Consider the following 16,743-nt stretch of genomic DNA (forward strand, 5'->3'; position numbering starts at 1 on the left):
GCAATAGCCTTCTGGACCCACCCCTTCCCTTCCCGAACAGGACCGTGAAACAGAAACGCGCCGATGATAGTGAGCTTCTCGCTCGCGAAAGTAGGTCACCGCCAGGCTCCCCATCCCAAAAGGCCCCCCCTAGTCCTCTAGGCGGGGCCTTTTGCCGTCTACGACCGAAGAAATCAAAGAAAATTTGCGCTAGACGGCTTGAAATCCGCTAGCTTATCCCCAACTTCTGAGTACTTTTTGATACCTCGATTGGGAGTTTGACGCATGTCCGAATCAGCAACCGCCAGCCGCGAAACCCTCGGCTTCCAGACGGAAGTCAAGCAACTGCTGCACCTGATGATCCATTCCTTGTACAGCAACAAGGAAATCTTCCTGCGCGAACTGGTTTCCAACGCTTCCGACGCCTGCGACAAGTTGCGCTTCGAGGCGTTGAACAACGCCGCGCTCTATGGCGACGACAGCGAATTGAAGATCCGCATCGCCTTCGATAAGGCGGCGCGCACGATCACCATTTCCGATAACGGCATCGGCCTGAGCCGCGAGGAAGCGATCGCCCACCTCGGCACCATCGCCAAGTCGGGGACCAAGGAGTTCTTCTCCGCGCTGACCGGCGATCAGGCGAAGGATGCGCATCTGATCGGCCAGTTCGGTGTCGGTTTCTATTCTTCCTTCATCGTCGCCGACAAGGTGACAGTAATCTCCCGGCGTGCCGGTCTGGATGCCGCTCAGGCGGTGCGCTGGGAATCAGCCGGCGAGGGCGACTACACCGTCGAGATGGTCGACAAGGCCAGCCGCGGTACCGACGTCATCCTGCATCTGCGCGACGGCGAGGACGATTTCCTGAATAGCTGGAAACTCAAGTCGATCATCCGCAAGTACTCCGATCACATCATCCTGCCTATCTTGATGAAGAAGGAGGAGTGGGACCAGGAGAAGGGCGAGCAGGTCGTCAGTGACGAAGATGAGACGGTCAATCAGGCCAACGCCTTGTGGGCGCGTAGCAAATCCGAGATCAGCGACGAGCAGTACACCGAGTTCTACAAGCATGTCGCGCACGATTTCGAGGATCCGCTGTGCTGGACGCACGCCAAGGTCGAGGGCAAGCAGGAATACACGCAACTGCTCTACATCCCGGCGCGGGCACCGTTCGATCTGTGGGATCGCAACGCCCGCCATGGCATCAAGCTCTACGTCCGGCGCGTCTTCATCATGGACGACGCCGAAAAGCTGATGCCGCTCTACCTGCGTTTCGTGCGCGGCGTCGTCGATTCCGCCGACCTGCCGCTCAACGTCTCGCGCGAAATCCTGCAGGAATCGAAGGACATCGACAACATCCGCTCCGGTTGCACGCGCAAGGTGCTGGCCATGCTCGAAGGCATGGCCGGTAGCGACGATGCCGCGGAAAAGGAGAAGTACGCCAAGTTCTGGGAAGCCTTTGGTGCCGTGCTCAAGGAAGGGATTGGCGAGGACTTCGCGAACAAGGACAAGATCGCCGGCCTGCTGCGCTTCGCCTCGACCCATGGCGACGGCGACAAGCAGGTGGTCTCGCTGGCCGATTACATCGGCCGGATGAAGGAAGGCCAGGAAAAGATCTACTACGTCACCGCCGACAGCTTCAACGCGGCGAAGAACAGCCCGCATCTGGAAATCTTCCGCAAGAAGGGTATCGAAGTCCTGCTGCTCTCTGACCGCGTCGACGAATGGGTGGTCGGTCACCTCACCGAGTTCGAGGGCAAGTCCCTGCAGTCGGTGGCGAAGGGCGGTCTCGATCTCGGCCAACTGGAAGATGAAGCCGAGAAGAAGGAAGCCGAAAAGGCGGCCGACGAGTTCAAGGAACTGCTCGACAAGGTCAAGGGCGCGCTCGGCGAGCGCGTCAAGGAAGTCCGCATCACGCATCGCCTGACCGATTCGCCGTCCTGCCTGGTTGCCGACGAACACGATCCCTCGGGCAATCTCGCCCGCATGCTGAAGGCGGCCGGTCAGCCGATCCCCGCCGCGAAGCCGATCCTCGAAATCAACCCGCAGCATCCAGCGGTTCTCCGGCTGAAGTACGAGGAAAGCCGTTTCGACGATTGGGCGGCCCTGCTGTTCGAGCAGGCGCAACTGGCCGAAGGCGGCCAGCTCGACGATCCGGCCGGTTTCGTCAAGCGCATCAACGACCTGATGCTGGCGCTTTCCGCCAAGTGAGCAAACGGGGCTACGGCCCCGTTTCTTTCATGCAGGCCAAAGATCTCGAACTGCTGGTCCGGTGGACGATGCCCTACGGCAAATACAAGGGGCGTCTATTGGCCGATCTGCCCGGGCATTACCTCGCCTGGTTCGCCCGCGAAGGTTTCCCTGAGGGCGAACTCGGGCGCCTGCTCGCGCTCATGCACGAACTCGATCACAACGGTCTCGCTGGCTTGCTCGCACCCTTGCGGCAGAAGGGCGTAAAAGGGGTTTAAAAGCAGAACCGGGGCATGTTTTTGGGCTATAGTCGCAAGCTGTTTTTCTGGCTCGGGCAGGCCCAAGAATGGATTCGACGCAAGACAGCGCAGTACATGAGCATCGCCTTTCCCTGGCGGAGGTGCTCGAAATGGCCATTGCCGATGGCCTGGTCGAGACCGACGCGGCGGAGGCGCTGAAGACCGAGCGCAAGCTGCACGGCAACAAGGTCCATCCGCTGATCGTCATCGCCGACCAGAAGTGGCGCACCCCGTCGGCACCAGCCAAACTCCTGACGCTCGACGTGCTGACCGAATGGCTGGCAGCGCGTTGCGGCCTCGATTATTTCCATATCGACCCGCTGAAGATCGACTTCACCGGCATTGGCGAAGTGATGTCCAGCGCCTACGCCGGCCGTTTCGGCATCCTGCCGGTGCAGGTGACGACGCGCGAAGTCGTGGTCGCTACCGCCGAGCCCTTCCTGCGCGAGTGGGAAGGCGAACTGCGCCAGATCCTGCGCAAGGAAATCCGCCGGGTGATGGCCAATCCCGAGGATATCGGCCGTTACCTGATCGAATTCTTCAACCTCGCCCGCTCGGTCAAGAAGGCTTCCGCCAAGGGCGAGGTGACCAGCGGTCTGTCGAGTTTCGAACAACTGGTCGAGCTCGGCAAGGGCAACCGGCAATACGACGCCAACGACCAACACATCGTCCATATTGTCGACTGGCTGTGGCAGTACGCATTCGACCAGCGGGCCTCCGACATCCACATCGAACCGCGGCGCGATCTCGGCATCGTCCGCTTCCGTATCGACGGCGTGCTGCATCAGGTCTACCAGATACCGATGACGGTGATGAACGCGATGACCAGCCGGATCAAGCTGCTCGGGCGCATGGACGTGATCGAGAAGCGGCGGCCGCAGGACGGGCGGATCAAGACCCGGACGCCGGGCGGCCAGGAAGTGGAATTGCGCCTGTCGACCTTGCCGACCGCCTTCGGCGAAAAACTGGTGATGCGCATCTTCGATCCGGAAGTGCTGGTCCGCGATTTCCGCTCGCTCGGTTTCTCGCAGGACGACCAGGCGCGCTGGCAGCAGATGACGGCCTTGCCCAACGGCATCGTCCTGGTTACCGGGCCGACCGGCTCGGGCAAGACGACGACCCTCTATACGACCCTGAAGCATCTGGCGACGCCGGAAGTGAACGTGTGCACGATCGAGGACCCGATCGAAATGGTCGAACTCGCCTTCAACCAGATGCAGGTGCATCCGGCGATCGGCCTTGATTTCGCCGATGGCGTGCGCGCCCTGATGCGGCAGGACCCGGACATCATCATGATCGGCGAAATCCGCGACCTGGCGACCGCCGAAATGGCGATCCAGGCGGCATTGACCGGCCATCTGGTGCTATCCACGCTGCACACCAACGATGCGCCAGCGGCGATCACGCGCCTGCTCGATCTCGGCGTGCCGGCCTACCTGATCAATTCGACGCTGCTTGGCGTCATGGCGCAGCGCCTGGTGCGCACCCTCTGTCCGCACTGCAAGAAGAGCCTGCCGATCAACGAGGAAGAACGCGCCGCCTGGCGCTCGCTGGTGCAGCCGTGGAAGGCGGCCGAGCCGACCCATCTGTTCCACGCCGTCGGCTGTCTGGAATGCCGGATGACCGGCTACAGCGGGCGCGTCGGTGTTTACGAAATCCTGCTCAACTCGCCGGAAGTCCGGCGCCTGATCCGGCCCAACCTGGAAATTCCCCGGCTGCGCGACCAGTCCTTCCGCGAGGGCATGCGCCCCCTGCGCATTTCCGGCGCCTTGAAGGTCGCCCAGGGCCAGACGACGATGGAAGAACTGATCAAGCAGGTACCGCCTGCCGAAGAGGTTTGAGGTTGTGGCTCAATTTCCGGCGATCCGGCAAATCAGCCAGCATCGCTTGGGCTAGGCAGAAGCCGATGGCCGGAGGATAATTGGCCATTCGGAATTGGGGGTGATATGGCAGTTGAATTGTTTAATGACGGCAAGCACATCGTTCACGCGTTTTACGACCTGGTGGACGATTCCCCGGGGGGCGCGGTGCAGTGCAACCAGTTCCTGATCGTGGACAACGGTCACGGCGCCCTGATCGATCCCGGTGGCAACATGACTTACTCCGGCCTCCTGATGGACATGCAGAAGTATTTCTCGTCCAAGGATCTGGATTACATCCTGGCCTCCCACCCTGATCCGGACATTATCGCCTCGGTCAACAAGTGGTTCGTCGCCTCACACTGCAAGGTGATGATTTCCGCGTTGTGGACGCGGTTCGTACCGCATTTCACCACCGGCAAGGATGTTTCCCATCGCATCATCGGCATTCCCGACCAGGGCTCGGTGATCCGCCTCGGTCAGTGCAACGTTCTGGCCTTGCCGGCGCATTTCATGCATGCCGAAGGCAACTTCCAGTTTTACGATCCGGTGGCCAGGATCCTGTTTACCGGTGATCTCGGTGCCTCGCTGGTGCCGCGCGAGCTGGCTGCCGAGGCAGTGACCGATTTTCACGGTCACGTGCGCTACATGGAAGGCTTCCACAAGCGCTATATCGTTTCGCGCAAGGTGTGCCGTTTCTGGGCCAACATGGTGCGCCAACTGGAGATCGACCAGATTGTCCCGCAGCACGGCTCACGCTTCGTCGGTCGGCGCGCCGTCGAGGATTTCATCAGCTGGGTCGAAAGCCTGGAGTGCGGCGTTGACCTGATGACTCAGGGCAACTACCAGATTCCCCGCTGATTCCCCCTCAGCGCTGGCCGGCCCTTAGCCGGATGGCCTCGATGTAGGCCTGCGCGTCCATCGCCGTTCCCTGGCGCTGGGCGCGCCAGAGGGTTTCTCCCAGGCATTCCAGCAACACATGCTCGGCGTCGTGTGCGTCCATTCTGGAGCGCAACTGGTCGAACGCCGCCCTGATGCCGGCTGGCTGGTCGATGCTCAACTGCTCATGAATTGCCAGGTGCAGCGAGAGGTGGAGGAAGGGGTTCATCTGTCCGCCGTCGGGGGTCCAGTCCTGCGTCAGCGCTGTTTCCGGCGCAGCGAGGAGGGCGTGGTATTCCGGATGCCGGGCGGCGATATCGGCTGCGGCGATTTCGGCGCCGACCACCGGCAGGCGCTCAAGGTGTTTTTTCCAGGCGGCACAGAAAAACTGGCGCACCTGATCACGGCTGGGATTGAACATCATCGTTCTCGTAGAGCAGGGTCAGGACAGCATTGCTGAACAGACGGTTACCGTCGGCCAGCGGGAAGATCTGCCCGGTGCCGTAGGCGCCGAGCAGGGGTAGGCCGGGAAAGTTCTCGGTGAAGGCACGCCGATCGAGGTCATCGTTGCCATAGAACAGCGGGCCGCGGCCGAGACAGGAAAACATCAGCCCGAAAGCCGGATTCCTGGCGGCGGTGCGCGCCTCGCGCAGCTGTTTGCGGATTTCCTGGCCGGCAGCTGGTGCCTGGCGGATCGCCCAGCGCACCGTGGCGCCGGTGGCGATCGGCGCGGCCGTGGTCAGCGAGCCATCCGCGTTGCAGGCCAGGATGCCGGTGGCTGGTGCGTCGTCGGCGGTCAGCAGCTGCAGGCGGTGTAACAGTGCTGGCGCCTGCCATTCTTCGGATAGCGCCTGGCGCAGGCTATCGCTTGCCGCTCGCCCGTCGATTTCGCGCAATTCATGTCCGCTGGCTGCGCTGACCGTCAGGGTTTCGCCCAGCGGCAGCAATCCTCGGGCGAGCAGGGGGATTGCCGGCAGATCGGGCAGCGCCACGGTGCATCGGGTATCGGTACAGGGGCGGGCGTTGTTCCAGGCCTCCCCCTGGCTTTCGATGAGGCCGACACGGCGTCGGCCGTACTGCCAGTCCATGGCCAGCCAGCCCTGGTTGCTCAGCGACAGCAGCGGCTCGCGGGTCGTGGTCGGCGGTTTCGACAGGCCCGAAAACACCAGCGCGGCAGCAGCCGGCTGGTCGATCTGCCAGCCTTCTTCCGTGAACAGGCCGCTCGCCGTGCAGCCGCTGATCTGCAGACAGGCAGCAGCGCTGGCCGCACAGCGCAGGGTTTCCGGCAGCAGGCGGGAGAAGTCGTGAGTCAGCAGCAAGAGGACGAACTCGGCGCGCTGCAGGCCCGCCCTAGCCAGTGCCTGCGCTATCGCCTCGGCGGCCAGTTCGGGCGCCGCGACAAAGGCCTTTGCCTGACCGCTGGCGACAATCACGCCGTTTTGTCCTCGAACTCGCAAAGATCGTAGACACAGCATCCGGCGCAGGCCGGCTGCCGCGCCTTGCAGACGTAACGGCCATGCAGGATCAGCCAGTGATGCGCATCCTTGAGGAATTCCCGGGGAGTGACCCGCAGCAGCCGGTTTTCCACTTCGACGACGGTCTTGCCGGGAGCCAGACCGGTCCGGTTGCCGAGGCGGAAAATATGCGTGTCAACGGCGATCGTCGCTTGACCGAAAGCGGTGTTGAGGACGACATTGGCGGTCTTGCGGCCGACGCCGGGCAGCGCCTCGAGTGCCGCGCGGTCGGCGGGAACCGTGCCGGCGTGTTGTTCGAGCAGGATGCGGCAGGTGGCAATGACGTTTTTCGCCTTGGTCCGGTAGAGCCCTATGGTCTTGATGTAGTCGCGCAGGCCATCCTCGCCGAGGGCGAGCATGGCAGCGGCGTCGGGGGCAACCGGAAAGAGGCGGGCGGTGGCCTTGTTCACGCCGACATCGGTCGCCTGAGCAGAAAGGATGACGGCGATCAGGAGCTGGAACGGGGAGGCGTAATGCAGCTCGGTGGTCGGTGCCGGATTGCTTTCGCGCAGGCGCTGATAGAACTGTTCGACGACGGATTTCTTCACGTTGGCAAAGCTCGGGGATTGTCAGTCGCTTGGGAATGCGCGATATTGGCAGGAAAGGTATTTTAACTGATGAAGAATAACGCGAACGAAGTTGAACTGTTGCACGGTTGGCGCATCTGCCACTGGCATGGCGGACGATGAATCATGCTGATTGATGACGTTTGCGTTGATTCGCCGAGGCGTGCGTGAAGAGGCTGCTGGCCATTCTGGTCCTGCTGATGATCGTCGTCGGAGTTGCCTGGGACTCCATGACCGGGCGTGCCATCGACAGCCTGCTCGACGAGGATGTAACGCTGCTCAACGATGAAACGATGCAGGCGTTGCTACCCTTGCCAGCCGCAGCGCCGCAGGTGCCGTTGCGTGTTTCGCTGGGCGAGCGCCTGTTTTTCGATCCGCGTCTTTCTGCCGATCAGACGGTGTCCTGCGCCGCCTGTCACCGTTTCGACCGCGGTGGCGCGGATGGCATGCCGGTTTCGGTCGGCATCGGCGGCGCCCGTGGGCCGATCAATGCGCCGACGGTGTTCAATGCCGCCCTTGCCTTTGCCCAGTTCTGGGACGGGCGGGCGGCCACCCTCGAAGAGCAGGCCGCCGGGCCGCTGCACAATCCGCTGGAAATGGGCTCTTCCTGGTCTATCGTTCTCGAACGCCTGAATGCCGACCCGGCGATGCGCCGCGACTTTGCGCTGGCCTATCCGGAGGGCCTCAGTGCCGCCAGCGTCGCCGACGCGATTGCCAGTTTCGAACGCACCCTGCTCACCCCTGACTCGCCTTTCGACCGTTATCTGGCCGGTGAGCGGCAGGCCATGAGTCCGCAGGCAATCGACGGTTACCAGAGGTTTCGGGATTACGGCTGCATCAGCTGCCATCAGGGGGTGTTGCTGGGCGGCAACATGTACCAGAAATTCGGCGTCCTCGGCGATTACTTCGCCGGCCGTGCCGTGACGAAGGCGGATCTTGGACGCTACAACGTCACCGGGCGTGAGGAGGACAAACATGTCTTCAAGGTCCCCGGTCTGCGCAATGTTGCGCTGACTGCCCCCTATTTTCATGATGGCGCCACCGACTCGCTGGCGGCGGCGGTGGCGATCATGGGCCGTTACCAGCTCGGACGAGAGCTTTCCGAAGAAGATGTGACGGCGATCGTTGCCTTTCTCGAGAGTCTGACCGGCAAACAGCCGGTTGCGGGGCTCGCCCGATGAGCCTGAGTTTCGCCGAATTACGGGCGCATCGGGTCTGGAAGGTGATGCTGCTGGGCATCCTCACCGCTCTGCTGACCTGGCTTTTCTTCAAGGCCGACGAAATCTCCTCGAAGGCGCACGATAACTACACGCGCACCTTGCGCCAGTTTCAGCGTTACGACGAACAAGTCGCTTCCAAGGTGGTGGCCAGTCATGCCGGACTGGTGCAGAACTACGACGGGATGGCCTTTTATCTGGCGCGTCTGCGCGAGGCCGGTCAGCACCTGAAATCCCTGCCGCCCTGGTTGTCCGAGGCGCAGCGGCAGCCGATCGAAAATGCCTTGCAGGCACTGATCCGGGCTGAAGAGGCGAAAGCGCTCGATATTGATCGCTTCCAGCGGGCCAATGCGGTGCTGCGCAACTCCAAGCTCTATCTGCCGCGCGCTGCCGACGCCCTGCTGGCCGCCGAGGAATGGCCGAATGCCAAGGCTTTTGGCAATTTTGTCCGGCATCTGGTCGGTATCAGCATGACACGCAACCCCGACGAGTCGGAACTGGCCCAGTTGCGCCGCGAGTTGCAGGACTTGCGCACGGCGGGCGGGCCGCCGGCGCTGCAGGGAATTCTTGTGCATGCCGAAATCCTGCTCGAGCAAAGCCCGGTGGTGGCGACGCTGGTCGATCATATCGTCAAGGCACCGACTGCCGAATTGCACGACAAGCTGATGCGCAGCTATCAGGAAGCCTATCGGACGGCGATGGCTGCCGCCTCCTATCACCGCACCCTGCTCTATGCGATTGCCATGATGCTGCTCGGCTATGCGCTGTATGCAGTGTTCCGTATCGAGCGCGACCGCCGGGCCCTGCGCCTTGCTCACGCCGACCTGGCGACACGTTACGAAGCTCAGCGCCGCGCCGAGGGCGAGCTGCGGCTGTATGGCACGGTATTTACGCACGCCACCGAAGGCATGCTGATCACCGACGCCAGTTCACGCATTGTCGCCGTCAACCCGGCCTTCTGTGCGATCACCGGTTATGCGCCTGAAGACGTGATCGGCAAGACGCCGGCGCTGCTCAATTCCGGGCGCCAGGGCGAGGATTTCTATCGCAACATGTGGCAGTCGCTGCTCCAGATCGGCCAGTGGCAGGGCGAAATCTGGAACCGGCGCAAGGATGGCGGGATCTACCCGGAGTGGTTGTCGATCGCGGCGGTGCCCGACGAGCCGGGCGAGTCCGGGCATTTCATCGGCGTTTTCACCGACATTTCGGAACGCAAGCAGAGCGAAGCGCGGATTCACCATCTGGCGCACCACGACGCGCTGACCGGCCTGCCCAACCGGCTGCTGCTGGAAGACCGGATCGAGCAGGGAATGCTCAAGTCGAAGCGCATGCACCGGCAGATGGGGATCATCTTCATCGACCTCGACCGCTTCAAGAACATCAACGACACGCTAGGTCACGCGGTCGGCGACGAGCTGCTGATCCAGGCGGCGCAGCGCGGGTTGCACGTCCTGCGCGAAACCGACACGCTGTGCCGGCAGGGGGGCGACGAGTTCGTCGTTGTCCTGCCCGAACTGGACAATGGTCAGGACGCAGCGCATGTTTGCAGCAAGCTCCTCAGCGCCTTCTGCCAGCCCTACCTGCTGGCCGGGCACGAACTGACGGTAAGCGGCAGCGCTGGCATCGCCCTTTACCCGGAAGACGGCGAGACCGTCTCCGAACTGCTGCGCAAGGCCGATGCGGCGATGTACCGGGCCAAGGAGGAAGGGCGCAACACCTTCTGCTTCTTCTCGGCAGAAATCAGTACCGCGACGCTGGGCGACCTGCTGCTCGAGAACGACCTGTTCGGCGCCCTCGATCGCCAGGAACTGCTGATGTACTACCAGCCCAAGGTCGATGCCGGCAGCGGCGAGATCGTCGGCGCCGAAGCACTGATTCGCTGGCAGCACCACGAGCGCGGCCTGGTGCCACCGGAGCAGTTCATCCGTCTGGCCGAGGAAAACGGCCTGATCAACGCGATCGGCGAGTGGGCGATCCGCAATGTCTGCGCCCAGCAGCGTGCCTGGCTCGACGCCGGCCTGCTGGTGGTGCCGGTGGCAGTCAACATTTCCGCGCTGCAGTTCGCGCAGCAGGATCTGCCCAACATGCTGGCGCACGTCCTCGCCGATTATGGCCTGCCGCCGCAGCTGATCGAGCTTGAACTGACCGAGTCCCTGCTCATGCGCAATTCGGCGCGCGCTGCGCTGGTGCTTGAAACCCTGCGCCGGATGCACGTCCAGGTCGCCCTCGACGATTTCGGCACCGGCTATTCCTCGCTCAGCTACCTGCGCCAGTTTCCCCTGCATGCGCTGAAGATCGACCGCAGTTTCGTCAGCCAGATCGACGAAAACGGCGAGCCGGTCCGCCTCGCCTCAGCCATCATCGCCATGGCGCACGAACTTGATCTGGTGGTGATCGCCGAAGGCGTCGAGAACGAAGTGCAGGCGAACTATCTGGTGGCGCATGGCTGCGACCATTTTCAGGGCTATCTCTACGGCCGGCCACAGGCCGTCGAGGAATTCGGCAAGCTACTGGCCAACCGCCAGCTTGGCAGCGCCGCCTGAGCTGGCACGGCGACTGAGGGCCAGCGAACCGTCCAGTTGGCGGGCGCGCAACTGGCCGCAACCACCATCGACTTCCTGGCCGGCCGACTGGCGGACCGTCGTGCGGATGCCGTGGGCGTGCAGGTAATGCGCCAGTTCGGTGACGCGTTCGATGGAAGGTCGCTGGAAGTCGAGGGCGGCCGTCGTGTTGTACGGGATCAGGTTGATCAGCGCGTACTTGCCGCGCAGCAGGCGGATCACGCCGTCCATTTCGGCAAGGCTGTCGTTGACCCCGGCGAGCAGCGTCCATTGAAACTGGATCGGGTAGCCGGTCAGGCGGGCGTAGTCCTCGGCCAGCGCCACCAGCAGTTCCGGTGCCATCTGCGGCGCCCGCGGCAGCAGGCGGGCACGCAGCGCGGCGTCGCTGGTGTGCAGCGACAAGGCCAGCGCCGGGCGTACCTTTTGTTGCGGCAGGCGTTCGAAGACGCGCGGATCGCCGACCGTCGAAAAGACCAGGTTCTTGTGCCCGAAGCCGCCGGCGGTACCGAGCAGGTCGATCGCCTCGAGCACGTTGTCGAGGTTGTGCGCCGGTTCGCCCATGCCCATGAAGACGACGCGGCGCAAGGTCTGGCGGTGGCGGGCGAGGACCACCTGGGCCAGCATCTCGGCGCTGCTCACCTGGCGCAGCAGGCCGCTGCGGCCGGTCATGCAGAAGGTGCAACCGACAGCGCAGCCGATCTGGGTCGAGATGCAGACGCCGTCGCGCGGCAGCAGCACACTTTCGACGGTCTGACCGTCGCTCAGTTCAACCAGCAGGCGGCTGCCGTCGCTGGCCGGATGTTCGGAAACGACGCGGGCGAGCCCGGCCAACTGTTCGCCTAGTTCGGGCAGGGCCTGGCGCAATGCCAGCGGCAGGTAATTTTCCGCCGCCTGGCGGCGGCTGCCGGCGTCCAGCGCCATGCCCTGCAGCCAGGCGCGCAGCAGGCGGGCTTCGTGAGCCGGTTTGGCGCCCAGCGCGCGCAAGCGCGCGCGGAAATCGTCCAGGTGCACTGCGCGGGCTGTCAGGCGCCGGCTTCGGCGGTCGCTTCGCTGGCGAGCGCCGGTTTGCGCCGGGCGCGTTCGGCGGCGCGGGCGTCCATCCAGTTCTTCCAGGCGATCAGGCAGCCGAGCAGGATGAAGGCGCCGGGCGGCAGCAGACCGAGCAGGAAGCCGGGATAAGTCTCGGGCAGGATGCGGATCGGGCTCAGCGCCGGGAAGACCATGTCGATGCCGCCGAACAGCATGCCGTTGCCGAGCAGCTCGCGCAGGCCGCCGAGCAGGGCGAGTACCCAGAGCAGGCCAAACCCCATGAAGATGCCGTCGATCGTCGAATCGAGCGGTGGATTCTTGGCGGCGAAGGCCTCGACGCGGGCGAGCACGATGCAGTTGGTGACGATCAGCGGAATGAAGATGCCGAGCACCACGTAGAGTTCGTGCAACTGGGCGTTGAACAGCAGGTCGACGACAGTGACCAGCGCGGCGACGATGAGGATGAAGACCGGGATGCGGATCTCATGCGGAATCAGGTTGCGCAGCGCGGCGATCGCCAGATTCGACATGGCCATCACCAGGATCGTCGCCAACGCCAGCATCACCCCATTGACGATGTTGGTACTGACCGCCAGCAGCGGGCAGAGGCCGAGTAGCTGGGCGAGTGCGGTGTTTTGTTTCCACAGGCCGTTGTAAGCGATTTTCGAGAACTGGTCGCGCGTCATGGTTGCTTCCCCTCCGAAAACAGCCGGTCGCGTTCGCCGTCCACCCAGCGCACGGCGCGCTGCACCGCCTTGGCGACAGCACGCGGGCTGACCGTGGCGCCGGCATGGTAGTCGAGACGGCCGCCGTCCTTGCGCACGCTCCAGGCCTTGTCGCCAGCGCTGGCGAGCGAAAGACCGACGAACTGGTCAATCCAGGGCGCCGCCTTGTTCTTGTCCTTGCGCGGGTCGATGTAATCGCCCAGGCCCGGCGTTTCCTTGTGCTGGGTGACGCGCACCCCGGCCACCCGGCCGTCGGCGCGAACCGCGATCAGCAGGCGGATGCGGCCGGCATAGCCGTCCGGTGCCGCGGCTTCGAAAATCAGTGCGGCGGGCTGACCCGCCTTGCGCGCCCGGTACAGCGTGCTGGCTTCCTTCAAGCCCAGTTCCGGGATGGGTGGCAAGAGCAGGCTATCCTCGAGTAACTGGTTGTCGTAATCGGCAGCCGGCAGCACCTCGTTGAGCAGCTTCATCTTCTCGGCCAGCGCCGAGGCTTCGATCGACGGTTTGGTCCACTGGTAGGCGGCGGAGAGCAGGCCGGTGAACACGATGACGAAGAGGAAGAGGATGGCGGCGGTGCGCAGCGCCATGCCGGAGGCGGTGAATTCGCGCGGCGTGCTGGTCATGGCCGCCCCTCCTTCATGCCGAAGATGCGCGGTTGGGTCAGGCGGTCGATCAGCGGTGCCGAGAGGTTCATCAGCAGCGCTGCGAAGGCGACGCCGTCGGGATAGCCGCCGAAGACGCGGACGATGTAGGCGAGCAGCCCGGCGCCGAAGCCGAAGATCAGCTTGCCGCGCACCGTCGTGCAACCGGACACCGGGTCGGTGATGATGAAGAAGGCGCCGAGCATGGCACCACCCGACAGCAGGTGGAACAGCGGGCTGGCGAAACTCTCCGGCCGGTACAGCCAGAGGCCGCCCGAGATCAGCACCATGGCGGTGAGGAAGGCGAGCGGCGCGTGCCAGGTGATGACCTTGCGCTGCCACAGCCAGAGGCCGCCGAGCAGGTAGGCGCCGGTCACCCATTCCCAGCCGCGGCCGGCGAAGTTGCCGTAAATGTCCTGGTTTTCCAGCAGGTGGGCAACGTTGACCTGGCCTTCACCGAGTTTCAGTGCCGTCTTCATCGCGTCGAGCGGGGTCGCGCCGGACAGGGCGTCGACGCGCGGCGCGAAGCCGAAGATGATGTTGAGCTGGTCGAGCAGCGGCAGCTTGAGGCCGATGCTCGGCCACTGCGACATCAGTGCCGGGAAGGAGACGATGCAGACGGCGAAGGCGACCATCGCCGGATTGAACGGGTTCTGCCCGAGACCGCCGTACAGGTGCTTGGCGACGACGATGGCGAACAGGGTGCCGGTGGCGACCAGCCACCACGGCGCCAGCGGCGGGAAGGTGAGGGCGATCAGCCAAGCGGTGACGACCGCCGAACCGTCGGACAGGAAGAGCGCCAGCGGCTTGTCGCGCAGGCGAAGGATGGCGGCTTCGGCGAGCAGGGCGGTGAGCGAGGCGATCGCCAGCTGGACCAGGATCGCCGGGCCGACCAGCCAGGCATAGACGGCGATGCCGGGGACCAGCGCGAGGCAGACCTGAGTCATCACCTGGCTGACGCTGGCGTCCTTGAGCAGGAAAGGGGCGGGGGCGAACATCATTCGGTCCTGGGGTCGGTGCTGGCGGCGGGGGCTTCGGTAACGCCGGCGGCGGCGCGGCGGGCTTCGATGGCGGCCATTTCCGCTGCCTGTTGCGGGGTCAGTTCGTCGGTATTCTTCGCCTGCACGGCTTCCCGCTGCGCCTTGGCGCGCGCCATCGCGGCGGCGATGGCGGCCTTCTTGGCCGCGGCGGCGGGGTCGTCGGCAGCGGCCGGCGCCGCTTCGGCGGCGACCGTGCCGCCAGCCGCCGCAGCGGCTTCCGCCGCTTTCTTGGCGGCCTGGGCGGCGGCGGCCTTGGCCAGCTTTTCCGCCTTGTCGGCCTTTTCGCGTTCTTCGCGGAACTGCTTGAATTCGAAACGTTGTTTGGCTTCGTCGGCCGCCTTCTTTTCCCGTTCGCGGGCCCAGATCTCGCTCTTCGCGAAGCGGAAGTACTGGACCAGCGGAATGCGCGACGGACAGACGAAGGAGCAGCAGCCGCATTCGATGCAGTCGAAGATGTGGTACTGCTGGGTCTTGCCGAAATCCTTGGCGCGCGAGTGCCAGTACAGTTCGAACGGCTGCAGTTCGTGCGGGCAGGCGCGGGCGCAGGCGCCGCAACGGATGCACGGCATTTCCGGCGCCTTGGGCGGGAACAGGCGCGCCGAGTGGGCGATCAGGCAGTTGCTGGTCTTGACGATCGGCGCCGTTTCGTCGGGGACCAGGAAGCCCATCATCGGGCCGCCCATGATGATGCCGTCGGTGTCCGGGTTGGGGCCGGCCAGGCGCAACAGTTCGTCCATCGGCGTACCGATCAGCGCTTCGACGTTGTGCGCCTGGCGGACGTTGCCGGTCAGCGTGACGACGCGCGAGATCAGCGGTTCGCCGTGGCCGATGGCGCGCCAGGCGGCGTAGGCAGTGCCGACGTTGAACACCTGGACGCCCATGTCGGCGGTCGAGCGCATGGCGCCGGGGACTTCCTTGCCGGTCAGGACGCGGATCAACTGCTTGGCGCCACCGGCCGGATAGAGCGCCGGCACCGGGACGACGTCAAACGGCTCGGCGAGCGCCGTCACCGCCGCGCGCAGGGCAGCGATCGCTTCCGGCTTGTTGTCCTCGACGCCGATGATCACCTGCTGCGGCTTGAGCATGTCGCGGAAGATCGCGGTGCCGCGGACGATTTCCTCGGCACGCTCGCGCATCAGGCGGTCGTCGCAGGTGATGTAGGGTTCGCATTCGGCGGCGTTGATGATCAGTTCCGCCATCGCCACCTTGGGGTTGGCGGTCAGCTTGCCGTGCGTCGGGAAGCCGGCGCCGCCGAGTCCGACGATGCCGTAACGCTGCAGGTAATTGCAGATGTCGGCCGGCGTCATTGCCGCATAGTCGGACGGGCCGTGCGCGATCCATTCGTCCTGCCCGTCCGGTTCGATGAGCACGCATAGCGAACCCAGTCCGGAGGGATGGGGGCGGGTGTGCATGGCAATTTCGGTGACCGTTCCCGAGGTCGGCGCGTGGACGGCGGCGGACAGCCAGCCGTCGGCCTCGCCGATCATCTCGCCCTTGCGTACCCGTTGTCCGACTTCGACCACCGGCCGCGGCGTGCCGCCGATGCTCTGATGCAGCGGCACGATCAAGCGCGAAGGCAGCGGCGCGGCGACGATCGGCGACTGGTTGGAGAGGTCCTTGTTACTGGCCGGCTTGACGCCGCCGTGGAATCGGAACAGCTTGCTCAGCATCAGGCAGCCTCCTCGGAGCTCGTGACTGCCTGGGGCGCGGGACGGATGGCGAGCACCGGGTATTTCCATTTCCAGTTTTCCAGCGTTTCCGGCACCACTTCCATGTGGATGCATTCAACCGGGCAGGGCGGCAGACAGAGTTCGCAACCGGTGCATTGCTGGGTGAGGATGGTGTGCAGTTGCTTGGCGGCGCCGACGATGGCATCGACCGGGCAGGCCTGGATGCACAGGGTGCAGCCGATGCAGGTGTTCTCATCGATGCGGGCGATCTGCTTCGGCTTCTCTTCGGCCTCCAGCGGCTTGACTTCGCGGCCGAGCAAGTCGGCCAGGCGCTGCACGCCTTCCATGCCGCCCGGCGGGCACAGGTTGATGTCGGCCTCGCCCTTGGCGATGGCTTCGGCGTAGGGCTTGCAGCCGGGGAAACCGCATTGGCCGCACTGCGTCTGCGGCAGGATGGCGTCGATCTTTTCGACCAGCGGGTCGCCTTCGACCTTGAACTTGATCGAGGCGAAACCGAGGGCGGCGCCGAGCAGCAGGGCGCCGAGGGCCATGACGGCGATGGCGAGCAGGATGTCCA

Annotated in this window: 15 protein-coding genes and 1 rRNA gene; 7 read left to right on the forward strand and 9 right to left on the reverse strand. The window is 64.3% G+C overall.

The annotated features are described in order from the left end of the window. The 5 genes from rrf to ACE3OV_RS14740 all read left to right on the forward strand — a co-directional run. A 5S ribosomal RNA gene (rrf, locus tag ACE3OV_RS14720) occupies positions 1 to 107 on the forward strand; the annotation flags it as partial. Between the two features lie 157 nt (positions 108 to 264). Beyond that, positions 265 to 2,187: a molecular chaperone HtpG gene (gene htpG, locus ACE3OV_RS14725; protein ID WP_374328149.1), complete on the forward strand. Its 1,923-nt coding sequence runs from the start codon at positions 265 to 267 to the stop codon at positions 2,185 to 2,187. A gap of 29 nt (positions 2,188 to 2,216) precedes the next feature. Beyond that, positions 2,217 to 2,444, forward strand: a complete 228-nt coding sequence (locus ACE3OV_RS14730) for a DUF3820 family protein (RefSeq protein ID WP_374328151.1) — start codon at positions 2,217 to 2,219, stop codon at positions 2,442 to 2,444. Positions 2,445 to 2,512: 68 nt separating this feature from the next. Then, positions 2,513 to 4,306 (forward strand): GspE/PulE family protein, encoded by a 1,794-nt coding sequence (locus tag ACE3OV_RS14735; protein ID WP_374328154.1) that lies wholly within the window; start codon positions 2,513 to 2,515, stop codon positions 4,304 to 4,306. A gap of 105 nt (positions 4,307 to 4,411) precedes the next feature. Continuing rightward, positions 4,412 to 5,185: an MBL fold metallo-hydrolase gene (locus tag ACE3OV_RS14740; protein WP_374328155.1), complete on the forward strand. Its 774-nt coding sequence runs from the start codon at positions 4,412 to 4,414 to the stop codon at positions 5,183 to 5,185. A gap of 7 nt (positions 5,186 to 5,192) precedes the next feature. Here the strand turns inward: ACE3OV_RS14740 and ACE3OV_RS14745 are convergent, their stop codons facing one another. The 3 genes from ACE3OV_RS14745 to nth are packed head-to-tail and all read right to left on the reverse strand — an operon-like array spanning position 5,193 to position 7,265. Continuing rightward, positions 5,193 to 5,624 (reverse strand): DUF1841 family protein, encoded by a 432-nt coding sequence (locus ACE3OV_RS14745; protein ID WP_374328156.1) that lies wholly within the window; start codon positions 5,622 to 5,624, stop codon positions 5,193 to 5,195. Continuing rightward, positions 5,605 to 6,636, reverse strand: a complete 1,032-nt coding sequence (locus tag ACE3OV_RS14750) for an FIST C-terminal domain-containing protein (RefSeq protein WP_374328158.1) — start codon at positions 6,634 to 6,636, stop codon at positions 5,605 to 5,607. Before ACE3OV_RS14750 ends, ACE3OV_RS14745 begins: the two co-directional genes overlap by 20 nt. Further along, positions 6,633 to 7,265 carry an endonuclease III gene (nth, locus tag ACE3OV_RS14755; RefSeq protein ID WP_374328160.1) on the reverse strand — a complete coding sequence of 211 codons (633 nt, stop codon included), beginning with the start codon at positions 7,263 to 7,265 and terminating at the stop codon, positions 6,633 to 6,635. Before nth ends, ACE3OV_RS14750 begins: the two co-directional genes overlap by 4 nt. 185 nt (positions 7,266 to 7,450) lie before the next feature. On the opposite strand from nth, the gene ACE3OV_RS14760 reads away from it, so the two are divergent. Further along, complete coding sequence (locus ACE3OV_RS14760; RefSeq protein WP_374328162.1) at positions 7,451 to 8,464, forward strand: cytochrome-c peroxidase; 1,014 nt, start codon at positions 7,451 to 7,453, stop codon at positions 8,462 to 8,464. Next, positions 8,461 to 11,043 (forward strand): EAL domain-containing protein, encoded by a 2,583-nt coding sequence (locus ACE3OV_RS14765; protein WP_374328163.1) that lies wholly within the window; start codon positions 8,461 to 8,463, stop codon positions 11,041 to 11,043. The genes ACE3OV_RS14760 and ACE3OV_RS14765 overlap by 4 nt, the downstream gene beginning before the upstream one ends. On the opposite strand, the gene ACE3OV_RS14770 is transcribed toward ACE3OV_RS14765, so the two are convergent. From ACE3OV_RS14770 to rsxB, 6 genes are read right to left on the reverse strand one after another with little or no spacing between them, the layout of a single operon-like run. After that, positions 11,008 to 12,072 (reverse strand): RNA methyltransferase, encoded by a 1,065-nt coding sequence (locus tag ACE3OV_RS14770; RefSeq protein WP_374328165.1) that lies wholly within the window; start codon positions 12,070 to 12,072, stop codon positions 11,008 to 11,010. The genes ACE3OV_RS14765 and ACE3OV_RS14770 overlap by 36 nt on opposite strands. A gap of 11 nt (positions 12,073 to 12,083) precedes the next feature. Next, entirely contained in the window at positions 12,084 to 12,776 is a 693-nt protein-coding gene (rsxE, locus tag ACE3OV_RS14775) for an electron transport complex subunit RsxE (protein ID WP_374328166.1), read from the reverse strand. Then, a complete protein-coding gene (gene rsxG / locus ACE3OV_RS14780) occupies positions 12,773 to 13,438 on the reverse strand; it encodes an electron transport complex subunit RsxG (protein ID WP_374328167.1) in 666 nt (221 codons plus the stop codon). Before rsxG ends, rsxE begins: the two co-directional genes overlap by 4 nt. After that, the gene (locus ACE3OV_RS14785; protein WP_374328169.1) at positions 13,435 to 14,457 is read right to left on the reverse strand and encodes an RnfABCDGE type electron transport complex subunit D; all 1,023 of its coding nucleotides are present in this window, start codon (positions 14,455 to 14,457) and stop codon (positions 13,435 to 13,437) included. The genes rsxG and ACE3OV_RS14785 overlap by 4 nt, the downstream gene beginning before the upstream one ends. After that, positions 14,454 to 16,166, reverse strand: coding sequence for an electron transport complex subunit RsxC (gene rsxC, locus ACE3OV_RS14790; RefSeq protein ID WP_374328170.1), 1,713 nt, complete (start codon positions 16,164 to 16,166; stop codon positions 14,454 to 14,456). The genes ACE3OV_RS14785 and rsxC overlap by 4 nt, the downstream gene beginning before the upstream one ends. After that, entirely contained in the window at positions 16,166 to 16,738 is a 573-nt protein-coding gene (rsxB, locus tag ACE3OV_RS14795) for an electron transport complex subunit RsxB (protein WP_374328358.1), read from the reverse strand. The genes rsxC and rsxB overlap by 1 nt, the downstream gene beginning before the upstream one ends. Positions 16,739 to 16,743: the final 5 nt, after the last annotated feature.

The organism is Azonexus sp. (assembly GCF_041909095.1).
GTDB lineage: Bacteria > Pseudomonadota > Gammaproteobacteria > Burkholderiales > Rhodocyclaceae > Azonexus.

Bases quoted from the DNA above. Each gene is read 5' to 3' on its own strand.
- ACE3OV_RS14740 (WP_374328155.1), top strand. From the start codon at position 4,412: ATGGCAGTTGAATTGTTTAATGACGGCAAGCACATCGTTCACGCGTTT.
- ACE3OV_RS14730 (WP_374328151.1), top strand. From the start codon at position 2,217: ATGCAGGCCAAAGATCTCGAACTGCTGGTCCGGTGGACGATGCCCTAC.
- ACE3OV_RS14785 (WP_374328169.1), bottom strand. From the start codon at position 14,457: ATGATGTTCGCCCCCGCCCCTTTCCTGCTCAAGGACGCCAGCGTCAGC.
- rsxE (WP_374328166.1), bottom strand. From the start codon at position 12,776: ATGACGCGCGACCAGTTCTCGAAAATCGCTTACAACGGCCTGTGGAAA.
- ACE3OV_RS14735 (WP_374328154.1), top strand. From the start codon at position 2,513: ATGGATTCGACGCAAGACAGCGCAGTACATGAGCATCGCCTTTCCCTG.
- rsxG (WP_374328167.1), bottom strand. From the start codon at position 13,438: ATGACCAGCACGCCGCGCGAATTCACCGCCTCCGGCATGGCGCTGCGC.
- ACE3OV_RS14745 (WP_374328156.1), bottom strand. From the start codon at position 5,624: ATGTTCAATCCCAGCCGTGATCAGGTGCGCCAGTTTTTCTGTGCCGCC.
- htpG (WP_374328149.1), top strand. From the start codon at position 265: ATGTCCGAATCAGCAACCGCCAGCCGCGAAACCCTCGGCTTCCAGACG.
- ACE3OV_RS14765 (WP_374328163.1), top strand. From the start codon at position 8,461: ATGAGCCTGAGTTTCGCCGAATTACGGGCGCATCGGGTCTGGAAGGTG.
- rsxC (WP_374328170.1), bottom strand. From the start codon at position 16,166: ATGCTGAGCAAGCTGTTCCGATTCCACGGCGGCGTCAAGCCGGCCAGT.